The sequence below is a fragment of the Streptomyces triticagri genome (assembly GCF_003429565.1).
In the GTDB taxonomy this organism is placed as follows: Bacteria; Actinomycetota; Actinomycetes; order Streptomycetales; family Streptomycetaceae; genus Streptomyces; species Streptomyces triticagri.
In genome coordinates this window covers 1-14,682 of record NZ_QUAK01000059.1, presented here as the reverse complement: position 1 = coordinate 14,682, position 14,682 = coordinate 1, and the positions used below count along the sequence as shown (strand labels likewise).

General features: G+C 71.7%; 14 protein-coding genes. 7 read left to right on the top strand and 7 right to left on the bottom strand.

Annotation, left to right across the window (positions count from 1 at the left end; genetic code table 11):
- Positions 1-148: 148 nt before the first annotated feature.
- Positions 149-1,732, bottom strand: a complete 1,584-nt coding sequence (locus tag DY218_RS10730) for an MFS transporter (protein WP_128555720.1) — start codon at positions 1,730-1,732, stop codon at positions 149-151.
- Between the two features lie 180 nt (positions 1,733-1,912).
- Between DY218_RS10730 and panB the strand changes: the two genes are divergently transcribed.
- The 3 genes from panB to DY218_RS10715 all read left to right on the top strand — a co-directional run bounded on the left by panB (position 1,913) and on the right by DY218_RS10715 (position 5,088).
- Positions 1,913-2,779, top strand: coding sequence for a 3-methyl-2-oxobutanoate hydroxymethyltransferase (panB, locus tag DY218_RS10725; protein WP_128555719.1), 867 nt, complete (start codon positions 1,913-1,915; stop codon positions 2,777-2,779).
- A 447-nt stretch (positions 2,780-3,226) separates the two neighbouring features.
- On the top strand, positions 3,227-4,252 hold the full coding sequence (locus DY218_RS10720; RefSeq protein WP_128555718.1) for an ATP-binding cassette domain-containing protein: 1,026 nt from the start codon (positions 3,227-3,229) through the stop codon (positions 4,250-4,252).
- Positions 4,249-5,088 carry an ABC transporter permease gene (locus DY218_RS10715; RefSeq protein ID WP_128555717.1) on the top strand — a complete coding sequence of 280 codons (840 nt, stop codon included), beginning with the start codon at positions 4,249-4,251 and terminating at the stop codon, positions 5,086-5,088. The genes DY218_RS10720 and DY218_RS10715 overlap by 4 nt, the downstream gene beginning before the upstream one ends.
- 1,892 nt (positions 5,089-6,980) lie before the next feature.
- On the opposite strand, the gene DY218_RS35005 is transcribed toward DY218_RS10715, so the two are convergent.
- Positions 6,981-8,550: AfsR/SARP family transcriptional regulator (locus DY218_RS35005; protein ID WP_233521485.1), on the bottom strand; the 1,570-nt coding region annotated here is incomplete at its 3' end.
- 402 nt (positions 8,551-8,952) lie between these two features.
- Between DY218_RS35005 and DY218_RS10705 the strand changes: the two genes are divergently transcribed.
- The gene (locus tag DY218_RS10705; RefSeq protein WP_128555715.1) at positions 8,953-9,756 is read left to right on the top strand and encodes a site-2 protease family protein; all 804 of its coding nucleotides are present in this window, start codon (positions 8,953-8,955) and stop codon (positions 9,754-9,756) included.
- Here DY218_RS10705 and DY218_RS10700 read toward each other — a convergent pair.
- Positions 9,708-9,917 carry a hypothetical protein gene (locus DY218_RS10700; protein WP_128555714.1) on the bottom strand — a complete coding sequence of 70 codons (210 nt, stop codon included), beginning with the start codon at positions 9,915-9,917 and terminating at the stop codon, positions 9,708-9,710. The two genes, DY218_RS10705 and DY218_RS10700, sit on opposite strands and share 49 nt — an antisense overlap.
- A 133-nt stretch (positions 9,918-10,050) precedes the next feature.
- On the bottom strand, positions 10,051-10,767 hold the full coding sequence (gene npdG / locus DY218_RS10695) for an NADPH-dependent F420 reductase (RefSeq protein WP_128555713.1): 717 nt from the start codon (positions 10,765-10,767) through the stop codon (positions 10,051-10,053).
- A gap of 154 nt (positions 10,768-10,921) precedes the next feature.
- Between npdG and DY218_RS10690 the strand changes: the two genes are divergently transcribed.
- On the top strand, positions 10,922-11,530 hold the full coding sequence (locus DY218_RS10690; protein ID WP_128555712.1) for a hypothetical protein: 609 nt from the start codon (positions 10,922-10,924) through the stop codon (positions 11,528-11,530).
- A gap of 35 nt (positions 11,531-11,565) precedes the next feature.
- On the opposite strand, the gene DY218_RS10685 is transcribed toward DY218_RS10690, so the two are convergent.
- Positions 11,566-11,799, bottom strand: coding sequence for a hypothetical protein (locus tag DY218_RS10685; protein ID WP_128555711.1), 234 nt, complete (start codon positions 11,797-11,799; stop codon positions 11,566-11,568).
- Between the two features lie 115 nt (positions 11,800-11,914).
- Between DY218_RS10685 and map the strand changes: the two genes are divergently transcribed.
- Both map and DY218_RS10675 read left to right on the top strand, forming a co-directional pair.
- Entirely contained in the window at positions 11,915-12,772 is an 858-nt protein-coding gene (gene map, locus DY218_RS10680; RefSeq protein WP_128555710.1) for a type I methionyl aminopeptidase, read from the top strand.
- 160 nt (positions 12,773-12,932) lie between these two features.
- A complete protein-coding gene (locus DY218_RS10675; protein WP_128555709.1) occupies positions 12,933-13,586 on the top strand; it encodes a biliverdin-producing heme oxygenase in 654 nt (217 codons plus the stop codon).
- Between the two features lie 77 nt (positions 13,587-13,663).
- On the opposite strand, the gene DY218_RS10670 is transcribed toward DY218_RS10675, so the two are convergent.
- Entirely contained in the window at positions 13,664-14,365 is a 702-nt protein-coding gene (locus DY218_RS10670; RefSeq protein WP_128555708.1) for a PhzF family phenazine biosynthesis protein, read from the bottom strand.
- 92 nt (positions 14,366-14,457) lie between these two features.
- Positions 14,458-14,682, bottom strand: a 225-nt coding sequence (locus DY218_RS10665; RefSeq protein ID WP_128555707.1) for an LAETG motif-containing sortase-dependent surface protein, incomplete at its 5' end; no start/stop codon positions are given.

The following is a 14,682-nucleotide window of genomic DNA, read 5'->3' as shown; positions in this document are numbered from 1 at the left end:
CGCGCCCCGGGCGCCCGCCGCCCTCTCGTGCGCCCCGCCACTCCGATTCGCGAGCCCCATCCCGGTCCTCTCTGTCGTACGCCTCGGGGTCCCATCCTGCCGCGGACGACGGGCCCCGACCCACCGATCCGGCCGGCCGGATCGGAGCTCAGCGGCCCGCGGACACCGGTTCCGGTGCGGCCTCCTCCGCCTCGGGTGCGGCACGGCCCGGCAGGAACAGGCCGACCACCAGGGCGCCGAGCAGCGCCACGGCGGCCGAGCCGACGGCCGTGATGTGCATGGCGTGCAGGAACGCGTCGTGCGCCGGGCCGACCAGTTCACGGCCCGCGGGCCCGAGCTTCTCGGCCGCCCCCAGGGTCGCCTCGATCGATTCACCGGCCGCGTCCCGGACACCGGCCGGCACGGCGCCGAGGCTGCCCTCGATCTCGCTGCGGTAGACGGTGGACAGTACGGAACCCAGTACGGCGACCCCGAGAGCGCCGCCGACCTGACGGAAGGTGCTGTTCAGGGCGGAACCCGAACCGGCCTTCTCGCGCGGCAGCGTCTGCATGATGGCGACGGTGACCGGCGGCATGATGTGCGCCATCCCGGTGCCCTGCACGAAGAAGACCACGCCCATCGCCCACACCGGGGTGTCCGCGTCGAACAGTGTGAACGCCGCGAGCCCCGCGGCGACCAGCGCCATGCCCACCGTGCAGGTCAGCCGCGCCCCGAACCGGTCCACGACGAGCCGCGCGCGGGGCGCGAAGACCATCTGGGCGACGGCGAGCGGCAGGATCATCAGGCCGGACTCGAGCGGTGTGTAGCCGCGCACGCTCTGCAGATAGAAGGCGGAGAAGAAGGTCACGCCCATCAGCGCGAAGAAGACGAGCGCGATCGCGGACACGGCGGCGGCGAAGGCGGGCCTGCGGAAGTACGAGATGTCGACCGACGGGTGCTCGAGCCGCTTCTCGTAGACCACGAAGGCCACCAGGACGGCGAGGCCCGCGCCGGCGGTGAGGAGTACCAACGGATCGGTGAAGTCGGCGAGTTCGCCGCCGCGGATGATTCCGAACACCAGGAGTACGAGTCCGGCGATGGACATGCCGACACCGACCGGATCGAGCCGTCCGGGCCGCGGATCCTTGGACTCGGGCACCAGGAACACCATGCCGAGGAGCGCGACGACCACCACGGGGGCGTTGATCAGGAAGACCGAGCCCCACCAGAAGTGGTCGAGGAGCACGCCTCCGGTGATCGGTCCGACGGCTATCGCGAGGCCCACGCTGCCGGCCCAGATGCCGATGGCCTTGGGCTGTTCGTCGCGTTCGAAGACGTTCATCAGGATGGCCAGGGTCGCGGGCATCACCAGGGCGCCGCCGAGGCCCATCACGGCCCGGAACGCGATGAGTTGGCCGGGCGACGCGGACACCGCGGCGAGCACCGAGCCGATGCCGAACACCAGGGTGCCGATCATCAGCATCTTCCTGCGGCCGAGCCGGTCGCCGAGCAGGCCCGCGGTGAAGAGCAGTCCGGCGAAGACCAGGGTGTAGGAGTTGATGGCCCATTCGAGCTGGCTCTGGGTCGCGCCGAGGCCGACCGGTTCGGGGGTGGCGATGACCTTCACGGCCACGTTCAGGATCGAGTTGTCCAGGACGACGATCAGCAGGCTGAACATCAGCACGGCGAGGATGGCCCACCGGCGGCGGTGGACGGCCTCCGGGACGCGGTGTTCGAGGGAAGGAGAACTCATGCCGTCAGCGTAGAGCCTTTTCGATACGAGACCGTCTCGTATTGTAAAAGCTTTACCCGTGGACGCACGTCACTCCCGCTCGGCAGCCGTCCCCCTACCGCCGTACGGCACGGGATGCCACCATGGAAGGGATCCGGGGACGCCGTCAGGGCGCTTCGAGATGACAGAAGGAGCCGTGTCATGCAGGAGATTTCGGCTGCCCAGAACCGGCCCGCCGACAGCAGCAAGGCGCTGTACGGCGGCAAGGGCACACGCCGCATCACCGTCCGCGACATCGTCGCCGCCAAGGAGCGCGGCGAGAAATGGCCCATGCTCACCGCCTACGACGCGATGACCGCCTCGGTCTTCGACGAGTCCGGCATCCCCGTGATGCTGGTCGGCGACTCGATGGGCAACTGCCACCTGGGGTACGAGACGACCGTCCCCGTCACCCTCGACGAGATCGCGATGCTCTCGGCCGCGGTCGTACGGGGCACGAGCCGCGCCCTGATCGTCGGCGACCTCCCCTTCGGCACGTACCAGGAGGGCCCGGTGCAGGCCCTGCGCTCGGCGACCCGCCTGGTCAAGGAGGCCGGTGTGGGCGCGGTGAAGCTGGAGGGCGGCGAACGCTCGCTCGCGCAGACCGAGCTGCTCGTCCAGTCCGGCATCCCCGTGATGTCCCATCTGGGCCTCACCCCGCAGTCCGTCAACACGATGGGGTACCGAGTACAGGGGCGCGGCGACGAGGCGGCGCACCGCCTGGTGCGGGACGCGAAGGCCGCGCAGGACGCGGGAGCGTTCGCGGTCGTGCTCGAGCTGGTCCCCGCGGAGCTGGCCGCGGAGGTCACGCGCTCGCTGCAGATCCCGACGGTCGGGATCGGGGCGGGGCCGGAGTGCGATGCGCAGGTCCTCGTGTGGACGGACATGATGGGGCTGACGGGCGGGAAGGTGCCGCGCTTCGTCAAGCGGTACGCGGAGCTGCGCTCGGCTATGAGTGGGGCGGCGCGAGCCTTCGCCGAGGACGTCGTCGGGGGTTCCTTCCCCGCGCCGGAGCACTCCGTCCACTGAGCGGTGTCCTCACGCCGGACTGGCTGCAAAGGATGTCCTCAAACGCGGACAGGCTTCATTCGTCCTCAATCGCCGGACAGGCTGAAAAAGATGTCCTCAAACGCCGGACGGGCTGAAAGTGCCCCCGACCGGCGCGCATCGCAGACCGACCGGCACACATCGCAGCCCGACCGGCGCGCATCGCAGCCCGTCCGGCACACATCGCAGCCCGACCCGCGCGCATCGCAGCCCGTCCGGCACACATCGCAGCCCGTCCGGCGATTGAGGACATCTTTTTGAGCCCGTCCGGCGTTTGAGGACGAATGAAGCCCGTCCGGCGTTTGAGGACGAGGCCGCCAGGCCGATGCCTGGGAGGGGATACCCATGTATCGGTGCCATATCGACGGGCCCCCGCCCGTATCGGCGGGATGTCGGTGACCTGTAGGCACCACCCGCCATCGTGATGGCATGACGCGATTCGAAAAGACCCCCGACCCAGGCGCCCCCGCCGTAGAGGTCCGCGGCCTCGTGAAGCACTACGGCGAGACCAAGGCCCTCGACGGCGTGGACCTCGACGTCCGCGAAGGCACCGTCCTCGGCGTGCTCGGCCCGAACGGCGCGGGCAAGACGACCCTCGTCCGCTGCCTCTCCACGCTGATCCTGCCCGACGCAGGACACGCCACCGTCGCCGGCTACGACGTGGTCCGCCAGCCCCGCCAGCTGCGCCGCACCATCGGCCTGACCGGCCAGTACGCCTCCGTCGACGAGAAGCTCTCCGGCTGGGAGAACCTCTACATGATCGGCCGGCTGCTCGACCTGCCCCGCAAGTCGGCCCGCAGCCGCGCCGACGAGATGCTGGAGCGCTTCTCGCTGACCGACGCCGCCAAGCGCGCGGTCGGCCAGTACTCCGGCGGTATGCGCCGCCGCCTCGACCTCGCCGCCTCCATGATCGGCCGGCCCGCGATCCTCTACTTGGACGAGCCGACCACCGGCCTCGACCCGCGCACCCGCAACGAGGTCTGGGACGAGGTGCAGAGCATGGTCGCCGAGGGCGTGACCGTGCTGCTCACCACCCAGTACATGGAGGAGGCCGAGCAGCTGGCCGACGAGCTGACCGTCATCGACAAGGGCAAGGTCATCGCCGGCGGCAAGGTGGACGAGCTCAAGGCGAAGGTCGGCGGCCGCACCCTGCGCGTCGTACCCGCCGAGCCGGCGCAGCTCCAGGCGATGGTCCGGGATCTCGACGAGGCCGGCCTCGACGGAGTGGGCGGCTCGCAGGCCGTACCGGACGAGGGCGCGCTCTACGTACCGATCCTCAGCGATCAGCAACTCACCGCCGTCATCGGCCTGTTCGCCGCCCGCGGCTACGCCGTCGCCGACATCGGCACCCATCTGCCCAGCCTCGACGAGGTGTTCCTGGCCATCACCGGCCAGAAGACCGCCGACGTCCGGGACGCCACCGCCGACGACCAGATCAAGGAGGTGGCCGCATGAGCACCGCCACCCTCACCCCACCCCCTGCCGCGAAGCAGCAACTCCCCACCGACGAGGGCCGGATCGGCATCCGGGCCAATCTGCGGCACATCGGCGCCCTGGTGCGACGCAACGCCCTGCAGATCAAGAAGGACCCGGAGTCGATGTTCGACGCGGTCCTGATGCCCATCATCTTCATCCTGCTGTTCGTCTACGTCTTCGGCGGCGCGATCGCCGGCAAGGGCAACAACCAGGAGTACGTCAACTACGTGGTGCCCGGCATGATGGCGATGATGGGCATGAACATCGCCATGGCCGTCGGCTCCGGAGTCAACGAGGACTTCAAGAAGGGGGTGATGGACCGTTTCCGTACGATGCCCATCGCCCGGTCCTCGGTCCTGATCGCCAAGATCGTCGTCGAGCTCGGCCGGATGCTGGTCGCCACCGCGATCCTGCTCGGCATGGGCTTCCTGCTCGGGCTGCAGATCCACACGGGGGTCCTCGAGCTGTTCGCCGCGATCGCGCTGGCCACCGTGTTCGGCGCCTCGCTGATGTGGATCTTCATCCTGCTCGGTCTGTCGCTGCCGACCCCGCAGGCCGTCCAGGGGGTCGCCATGCTCGTGATCATGCCTCTGCAGTTCGGTTCGTCGATCTTCGCTCCGACGTCCTCCATGCCGGGCTGGCTGGAGAGCTTCACCAAGGTCAACCCGCTGTCCAACCTTGCGGACGCCTCCCGGGCACTGATCAACGGGGTCGGCCCGATCGCCCACCCCACCCTGGTCACCCTCGCCTGGGCGATCGGCATCACGGTGGTCACCGCGCCGCTCGCCGTCTCCAAGTTCCGCAAGCGGAGCTGACGTCGGGCGGGAGCAGCAGCGGAACCAGGCGGGTCCCCGGCTCCGCGCCCCCACAGGAATCGCGTCCGGCCGGGCGGTGCGGAGCGGGACTCAGACCAGGGCGGCGGCCTCTTCGGCGGAGAGGCGGCCGCCCTCGGCGTAGGCCCGTTCGAAGGTGTCCTCGTCCAGGGCCGCGCGCAGCACCGCCTCGGCGGCCTCGCGGTTCTCCCGCTCCTCGGGTGAGCGGATGTGCCGGTCGGGCAGATTCGCATCGGCGGCGCCGAGCAGCCGGGCGCCCTCCGCACTCCGCGCCGGATCACCGAATCCCGCGAACGCCCGTGCCGCGATGGCCAGATGGCCCGAGGGCAGCTGCGGCGCCACCATCATGGACACCCGCTCCAGGCTGCTCTGCAGGGCGGCACGCAGCGGCACCAGCGCCTCCTCGTACCGGCCGTCCAGGGTGTCGAGCCAGCCGAGCAGGCCGTACGCGAATCCCTGGAACAGCGCGGCAGGGCCCGAGACGAACTGCTGCCGCATCAGCTCGAGCAGGGACCGTGCCTCGTCGGTGCGTCCCTGTCTGCCGAGCCAGGTCGACAGGAACAGACGGCCCATGTGCAGCGCCTCGGTGGCCTGCCCCGGCTCGTCGGTCACCTCCCGGATCATCCGCTCGCCCTCCTCGGCCCGGCCCGTCTCGAGCAGGGTGCGGCCCAGGCGTACCCGCAGCGCGGAGACCTGCGACTGCGCCCCGAGACGGGACATCTGCTCGATCGCGGCCCGGAAGTCCGCGCCCGCCGCGGCGAAGTTGCCCCGCACCTCGTGGGCCTCGCCGCGGGCGGACAGCGCCTCGGCCGCGCCCCACAGGTCGCCGAGTTCCGTGTAGAGGGCCAGTGAGGCGGCCGCGTCGGCGTCCGCCTCGTCGCCCCAGGCGCCGCGGTTGGCCTGGAGGTTGGCGCGCATCTGCAGGGCCGTGGCCAGTTCCCAGCGGAAGCCGTAGCGGCGGCAGGCGTCCACCATCTCGTCCGCCAACTCCCGGATGTCGACCGGCTGTCCGGTGAGCATCACGGCGAAGAACCACAGCCAGCCCGGCATCCGGCAGGTCTGCGGCTGGCCCGGCTCGTAGGCACGGGTGATCGCGTCCAGCCGGGCCATGCCCGCCGCGTCCGTCCAGGACTCGGCGGACGGGTCCAGGGTGACCAGCATCATCAGGTGAACCCCGCGCCGCGCCTCGGCCCGCACCTCGGGGCTCAGCGGCGGCGGCTCCTCGGTCATCCGCTCGAACAACGGCTCGGCGGGGCGCACCGGTTCCGCGAACGGGTCCGGGCCGAGCGTGGCGGCGAGGGACGACCAGTAGCGGGTCTCGGTGCGCAGATCGCGCATCCACCAGTACCAGGCGAGCGAGTGGACCACGCTGAGCGTCTCGTCCTCGTCCTCGGCGGCGACCGCGCGGCGCAGCGCGGTACGCAGGTTCTCGTAGTCCTCCTCGATCCGCCGGATCGCGGCGCGCTGGCCGTGGCCGCGGAGTTCGGGATCGGCGGTACGAGCCAGCTCCCGGTAGTGCACCAGGTGCGCGCGCTCGGCCGCCGCCCGGTCGCCGGCCTCGTCCAGGCGCTCCCCCGCGTACTCGCCGACCGTTTCGAGGAGCCGGTAGCGCATCCCGCCGTCCGCACCCGGGGCCGCCACGACCAGGGACTTGTCCACCAGCGAGCCGAGTACGTCGAGTACGGAGCCGGCGGTGAGGGGCGCCGGCTCCCCGCCGACCGGGGCGCCGGCGCAGACGGCCTCCGCGGCTTGCAGGTCGCAGCCGCCGGCGAAGACGGAGAGCCGGCGCAGCGCGGCGCGTTCCGGTGCGTCCAGCAGGTCCCAGGACCAGTCGACGACGGCGCGCAGGGTCTGCTGGCGGGGCAGCACCGTANAGTCGACGACGGCGCGCAGGGTCTGCTGGCGGGGCAGCACCGTACGGCTGCCGGAGGTGAGCAGCCGGAAGCGGTCGTCGAGCCGGTCCGCGATCTGCCGCGGGGTGAGCATCCGCAGGCGTGCCGCGGCCAGTTCGATGGCCAGCGGCAGTCCGTCGAGGCGGACGCAGATCTCGGCGGCGGCCTCGGGGTCGTCCTCGACACGGAATCCGGTCCGCGCTGCCGCGCCCCGCTCGGCGAGCAGCCGCAGCGCGACCGGCTCGGGGAGCGGCTCGAGGGAACGCACCGACTCCCCCGGCACGCCGAGGGGTTCGCGGCTGGTCGCAAGCACGGTCAGGCCCGGACAGCCGGCGAGCAGATGCTCGACGAGACGGGCCGCGGCGTCCACGACGTGCTCGCAGTTGTCGAGCAGGATCAGCATCCGGCGCGTCGAGCAGTGTGTGGTCAGCCGCACCATGGGGTCCGCCGTGTGCGGGTCCGCGGCCCGCATCTCGTCCGCGCCGGCTCCGTGCAGCACGGTCTCGCGCCCGCCGAGCGCGGTCAGTACGGCCTCGGGGACGGCGTCCGGGTCGTCCGTGGCGTCGACGGGGGCGAGTTCGGCGAGCCACACGCCGTCGGGGAAGGAGCCGGCAGCGAGCGTCTCGGCCGCCTCCTGCGAGAGGCGGGTCTTGCCCGCGCCGCCGGGCCCGAGCAGCGTGACGAGCCGCGAACGGCCGAGATCGCCGCGGATGGCCTCGATGTCCGCCTCCCTGCCCACGAAGCTGGTGACGCGCGCGCGGAGGTTCCCGGTGGCGGATGCGGCGGGGGCCGCCGGGGGTGGGTCGGCTTCTGCGGCGGCGGGCTCGGTGACGGGCTTGGCTTGCAGCAACTCGGCGTGCAGGGCACGCAGTTCGGGCCCCGGGTCGGCACCGAGCCGGTCGGCGAGGGTCTCCCGTACGTCCTCGAAGGCGGCGAGCGCCTCGGCCTGGCGGCCCGAGTCGCGCAGGGCACGCAGGTGCAGGGCGTGCAGCGGCTCGTCGAGCGGGTGGGCGCCGGTGAGGGCGGTGAGCTCGGGCAGGACACTTTCGGCGCCGCCCAGGGCGAGGGCCGCCTCGATGCGGGTACGACGGGCCGTCAGGCGCAGCGCCTCCAGGCGGGCCAGGTCGACGGTGCGGTCCGGGAGGTCGGCGAGTGCCTGGCCGCGCCAGAGGCCGAGGGCCTCGTCCAGCAGGTCGCCGGCCTTCTCCGCGTCGCCGTCGGCCAGTGCCCGCGCGCCCTCGGCCGCGAGCCGCTCGAAGCGGTGCGCGTCCACCTGGTCCAGGGGTACGGCGAGCCGGTAGCCGCCGTCGGCCGAGGCGACGGCGTCGTGCCCGACGGCCCTGCGGAGGCGGCCGACGAGGGCCTGCAGGGCGCCGGTCGCGTCGGCCGGCGGGTCCAGGTCCCAGACCTCGCCGACGAGGTGGTCGACGCTGACGGTGCGGCCTGTGCGGAGTGCGAGTGCGGTGAGCAGGGTACGGAGGCGCGGCCCCAGCGGGACGGGGTGTCCCGCGTCGTCGATGACCTGGGCGCTGCCCAGTACGGAAATCAGCACGAGCCCATTGTCCCCGGAGGGGACATCTGTATGGGTCACCGGTCCGTCATCCCCAGCCGGGCCGGCATCTTCAGCCCGTCGGGCATCGTCAATCTTTCAGCCCGTCCGGCGATTGAGGACGAGGCCGTCCAGGCCAATTTCAGCCGGTCCGGCGATTGAGGACATCTTTCAGCCGGTCCGGCGTTTGAGGACGAGGCCGCCAGGCCGATGCCTGCGACCGGAACGGCCCTGAACGGGCCTTGTCCTCAAACGCCGGACGGGCTGAAAGATTTGCCCTGAACGGGCTGAAAGACGTCCTCAAACGCCGGACAGGCTGAAGATGCCCGACGGGCTGAAGTTGACCGACAGGCTGAAGTTGACCGACAGGCTGGACACGGGGGAGGCGGGACGTACGGTCGAGCCATGATGAACCCGAGCCGACGCGGAGCGAACCGCGTGAGCCCCGTGTTCCTCGGCATCGCCGCCGTCGCGGCCACCGCGGGATGGGCCACCTGGACGGGCTCCCCGGACAACCTCGCCACCGGCATCGCCGTGTTCGTCTTCGTGACCGCCGCCTGGATCGTCTCCCTGTGCCTGCACGAGTACGCCCACGCGCGAACCGCCCTGCACAGCGGCGACATCTCGATCGTCGCCAAGGGCTACCTCACCCTGAACCCCCTGAAGTACACCCACGCACTGCTCAGCATCGTGCTGCCCGTACTCTTCGTGATCATGGGCGGTATCGGTCTGCCCGGCGGCGCGGTGTTCATCGAGCGGCACCGGATCCGGGGCCGGCTGCGGCACAGCCTGATCTCGGCAGCGGGTCCCCTGACGAACGTCCTGTTCGCCGTCGCGTGCACCGCACCCTTCTGGCTGGACGCGCTCGACGGCGTACCCGACACCTTCCGCTACGCGCTCGGCTTCCTCGCGCTCCTGCAGGTGACGGCCGCGATCCTGAACTTCCTGCCGGTCCCCGGCCTCGACGGGTACGGCGTCCTGGAACCCTGGCTGTCACAGGGCGTCCGGCGCCAGGCGGAGCCGTTCGCCCCGTTCGGTCTGCTGGTGGTCTTCGGTGTGCTGTGGGTGCCCGGGATCAACGCGGCGTTCTTCGACGCGGTGGACGCGATCCTGCGGGTCCTCGGGGTGACGGACTGGGACACGTACTGGGGGCAGCAGCTCTACCGGTTCTGGCTGGGCTCCCCCGACATCCCGCCGACCGGCCGCTGAGCCGCCCGCCCGCGCCGCAGGTAGTACCAGGCCATGTTGGACGAGAGGCCGGCCAGCAGCACCCACACGATGCCGAGCCAGCTGCCCTGGGTGAAGGCGACCACGGCGGCGGCCACGGACAGAACGCAGACGACCAGGGCGTACACGGCGAGGCGGGGCATGGGGGCGGGCTCCTGTCGGAATCGGTTCGCGAGATCTCGCGGGTTTTGCCGAGCGCGCTCACGCGGCTCGCCGTCCAGTGTCCCCCATGCCCCGATCGTGCCCGTACGTCGCCCCTCGGGCCGGGCGGTCCGGTCAGATGTCGGTGACGCGCAGTCCCGCGTGCACCTTGTAACGGCGGTTGACCGAGATCAGGTTGGCCACCAGGGACTCGACCTGGTGCGCATTGCGCAGCCGGCCGGCGAAGACTCCGCGCATGCCCGGGATCCGGGCCGCAAGGGCCTGCACCTGGTCGGTGTCGGCGCGGGATTCGCCGAGCACCATCACATCGGTGTCGATCTCGTCGATCGCCTCGTCCTGCAGCAGCACCGCGGACAGGTGGTGGAAGGCGGCGGTGACCCGGGAGTCCGGCAGCAGCGCGGCGGCCTGCTCGGCGGCGCTGCCCTCGTCGGGCACCAGGGCGTATGCGCCCTTCTTGTCGAAGCCGAGCGGGTTCACACAGTCCACGACGAGCTTGCCGGCCAGGTCGTCGCGCAGCGCCTCGAGGGTCTTCGCGTGGCCGTCCCAGGGCACGGCGACGATCACGATGTCGCTGCGGCGGGCGCACTCGGCGTTCTCCGCGCCCTCGACGCCATGGCCGATCTCCTCGGCGGCGGTGCGCGCACGGTCCGCGGCCCGGGAGCCGACGATCACCTTCTGGCCCGCCCGGGCGAGCCGGTAGGCGAGGCCGCGGCCCTGGTCACCGGTGCCGCCGAGGACGCCGACGACCAGGCCGGACACGTCGGGAAGGTCCCAGGGGTCCTTGGCGGGAGCCTTCACCGGGGCCTGCTGCACGTCATCACTGGAAGTCATGGCCCGACCCTACTCGCAGGTACGGCGCCGGGGTACGGCCGAGTCCGCACACCGGGAGCGCGCACATCGTGCCCCCGGTCCCGGTCACCCGTGCGAGGGATTGACGGGCCGAGGGGCCCGGACGGACCCGGCCGCTGCGGCAGGATGCGGCGGCATGGATGCCGTCAGGGTCGCACTGCTGCGCGAGGTCCTCGCCGGGACCGAGTGGCCGGACGCCACCCGGCGCTTCGCCGGATCGCTGCGGGGTTCGGTCGTCCCGCACGGCGGCGGACTGCTCCTGGTCGGCACCGCCGAGTACGAACCGTGGCACCTGGCCGCCCACCTGGTCGACGAGGCGGCCTGGTCGGGCACCCCGGAGCTGACGCCGACCCTGGTCCGCCACCGGGTCCGGCCCGGGGACCGTGCACATCTGTCGGTGGGGCTCGGCCGCCTAGAGGCGGCGAAGCGCGGCGAGACGCTGCTCGTGGTGGCACCGGAGGACCCCGGGGCTCCTCTCCTCGAGCGGGTGCACGACGCCCGCCGGGCCGGGGCCACGGTGCTCGCCCTGGACACCGGCGACCGTGAACTGCAGGCGATGGCGCACGAGGCCCTCACCGTGCCGGAGGACCCGGAGCTCGACTTCGACACGGTGCAGCACCTGGTGAGCGCCGCCGCAGGGGAGAATCCGCTGCCGGACGCCGCACCGGCCGCGCGCCGGCGCTTCCGTGACCGGCTCTCCCGCCTGGCGGACCAGCTGACCCAGCCGCCGCCCGCCCGCTGGTAGCGGCGGGCAGTGCGCCGGGGGCGGGCGGCGCGGGCTCAGTCCTCGTCCGGGTCCTCGCGCGGCTTGCCGTCGTGCCAGCGCTCGTCCGTCTCCCACTCGAGATTGCGCTCCTTGGCGGTCTCCATCGCGTGGGCGGCCTCGGCCGGGGTGGCGTACGGGCCGAAGCGGTCCTTGCCGGGGCAGTCGGGGCCTTCTTCCACCTTCTTGTGCTCCAGGCAGTAGTACCACTCGCCCGGTTTGCCGACCGTACGCTTCTTGAACAGGGCCATGTCCGGCTCCTCGCCGCCCACGGACGTCGCCGTCCCGGCTGCCGTGGCTGTCGTCTCCGTTGTCGTGCTCCCGCTCCGCCATCGTGCCCGATCGGCGCTGGATACACTCGTCGGCATGTCTGGCCAGTCACTGCTCGTACCAGGGGAGCTCTCTCCCACCCGTTCCGTGCCCGGGAACATCCGGCGCCCCGAGTACGTCGGCAAGCCGGCGCCCACTCCGTACACGGGCCCCGAGGTGCAGACCGAGGAGACGGTCGAGCTGATGCGCACCGCGGGGCGCATCGCCGCGCAGGCGATGGAGGAGGCTGCCAAGCACATCGCCCCCGGTGTGACCACGGACGAGCTCGACCGGATCGCGCACACCTATATGTGCGACCACGGCGCGTACCCGTCCACGCTCGGCTACCGCGGCTTCCCCAAGTCCCTGTGCAGCTCGGTCAACGAGGTGATCTGCCACGGCATCCCGGACTCCACGGTCCTGCGCGACGGCGACATCGTGAACCTGGACGTGACCGCGTACATCGGCGGTGTGCACGGCGACACCAACGCCACCTACTTCTGCGGCGATGTGGACGACGAGTCGAAGCTGCTCGTCGAGCGGACCCGGGAGTCCCTGAACCGCGCGATCAAGGCGGTCCGCCCGGGCCGGCAGATCAACATCATCGGGCGGGTCATCGAGTCGTACGCGAAGCGCTTCGGCTACGGGGTGGTGCGCGACTTCACCGGGCACGGCATCAACTCCTCGTTCCACTCGGGCCTGGTGATCCCGCACTACGACAGTCCGCACGCCACCACCGAGATCAAGCCCGGGATGACGTTCACCATCGAGCCGATGCTCACCCTCGGCACCCACGAGTACGACATGTGGGAGGACGGTTGGACCGTGGTCACCAAGGACCGCAAGCGGACGGCCCAGTTCGAGCACACCCTGGTGGTCACCCCGCAGGGTGCGGAGATCCTCACGCTGCCCTGAGTCCGGGCCCTCACGACCGAATCCGGATCACTCCCGGGTGTTTTACCGACAGAAGGTCGGGAACCTTTACCGACAGGACGTCGGGAAGCCATTGACTTAGGTAAGCCTAAGTAGCAGGATCTGTGGTGGCTCCCCTCCCCTTTCGGCTCCGGAGGTCCCCTTGGACACCCCGTTCTCCACGCTCATCCGCACCGCGTCGCACGAGCAGCACACCGAGGCAGAGACCTCGACGTTCATGAGCGACCTCCTCGGCGGCCGCCTGGGCGTGGACGCGTACGCGCGGTACACGGAGCAGCTCTGGTTCGTGTACCGCGCGCTCGAGGACGCGGCCGACGCGTTGAAGGACGACCCGGTCGCCGGCCCCTTCGTGCAGCCGGAGCTGATGCGCGTGGGTGCCCTGGAGGACGACCTGGCGCATCTGCGGGGCGCCGACTGGCGGTCCGGCCTCACGGCCCTGCCGGCCACCGCGGCCTATGCGGAGCGGGTCGCCGAGTGCGCCCGGAGCTGGCCCGGCGGTTATGTGGCGCACCACTACACGCGCTATCTGGGCGATCTCTCCGGCGGCCAGATCATCCGCGACAAGGCGGAGAAGACCTGGGGCTTCGCCCGCAAGGGCGACGGCGTCCGGTTCTACGTCTTCGAGTCGATCGGCAATCCGGCGGCGTTCAAGCGGCACTACCGCGAGCTGCTCGACGCGATCGCGGTGGACGACCTGGAGAAGCAGCGCGTCGTGGACGAGTGCAAGCGCGCCTTCTCGCTGAACACGGCGGTGTTCCGGGAGCTCGGCGACGAATTCCCGCTCAGCGCGGCGTAGTTCGGGGCGCCCCCACCCGTAGGCGTCGGGCCCCTCGCCGAGTACTCACCCGGCGAGGGGCCCGACGCATGCGTGTCTCAGAGCCGGGTGCTCGCCACCAGGGCGACCCTGCCGCCGAGTTCGACCGTGCCGTCGGGGCCCGGTGCGGTGATGAGCTGGGAGCCACGGCCCTGGGTGATGTTCAGGGCGCGCCCCAGATGGTGGGTGAGCAGCATCGCGGCGGCACCGGTGGCCTCGTCCTCGCCGGTGCTCTCGGGTGCTCCCGGGCCCGACGGGCCTTCACCGCGCGGGAGTTGAGGGCGGCCGGGGAAGCCGCGGGCCCGGACCCGGCCCGCCGCCTCGTCCTGCCAGGCCCAGGCGTACAGCCAGCCGGAACCGGCCGGCGGCACCCCGAGCGCGGTCAACTCCCGCTCGGTGGCGTACTCCTGGAGCCGCCGCTCGCCTGCCCAGGCGGCCTCCGCGGTGATCCAGCTGAATTCGCCGTCCTGCCGGGCGTCCACCACACCCGCCTCGGTGATCAGCTCCGGTACGTCGAGCAGCCAGGCGGTGCCCACGCACGGGTGCCCGGCGAACGGCAGGCGCACGGTGGGCGCGTAGATGTCCACGACGCCGCGCTCGGGGTCGTCCACGAAGACGGTCTCGGAGTATCCGAGCCGGCCCGCGAGCGCCTGGCGCTCCGCACGACCCGGCACCCGGGAGCCGTCGCGTACGACGCCGAGCGGATTGCCGTGCCGGCCGTCGGGGCCGCAGAAGACCCGCAGTACGTCGAGTTCGGTCACGGGGGCATTGAAACACCCTGTGGGGCCCACAACCGCACGGGCCCCACAGGGTGTTCGGACGACGCCACCCGTCAGGACGGGCAGCGCGGAGGTCAGGCCTGGTCGCCCTCGGCGGGGGCACCCGCGCGCCGGCGCGCGAGGTAGACCGCGCCGCCGCCGGCGACCACGATCGCGCCCGCGGCACCGATCAGTGCGCCGGTCGGTGTGCTGGAGCCGGTGGAGGCCAGATTGCCGGTGCCGCCGACGGAGCCGCCGCCGACCGTGCCCGCTCCGCCCGTGGTGCCGGCGCCGCCGGAGCCCGAGCCGCCGCCGGAGCC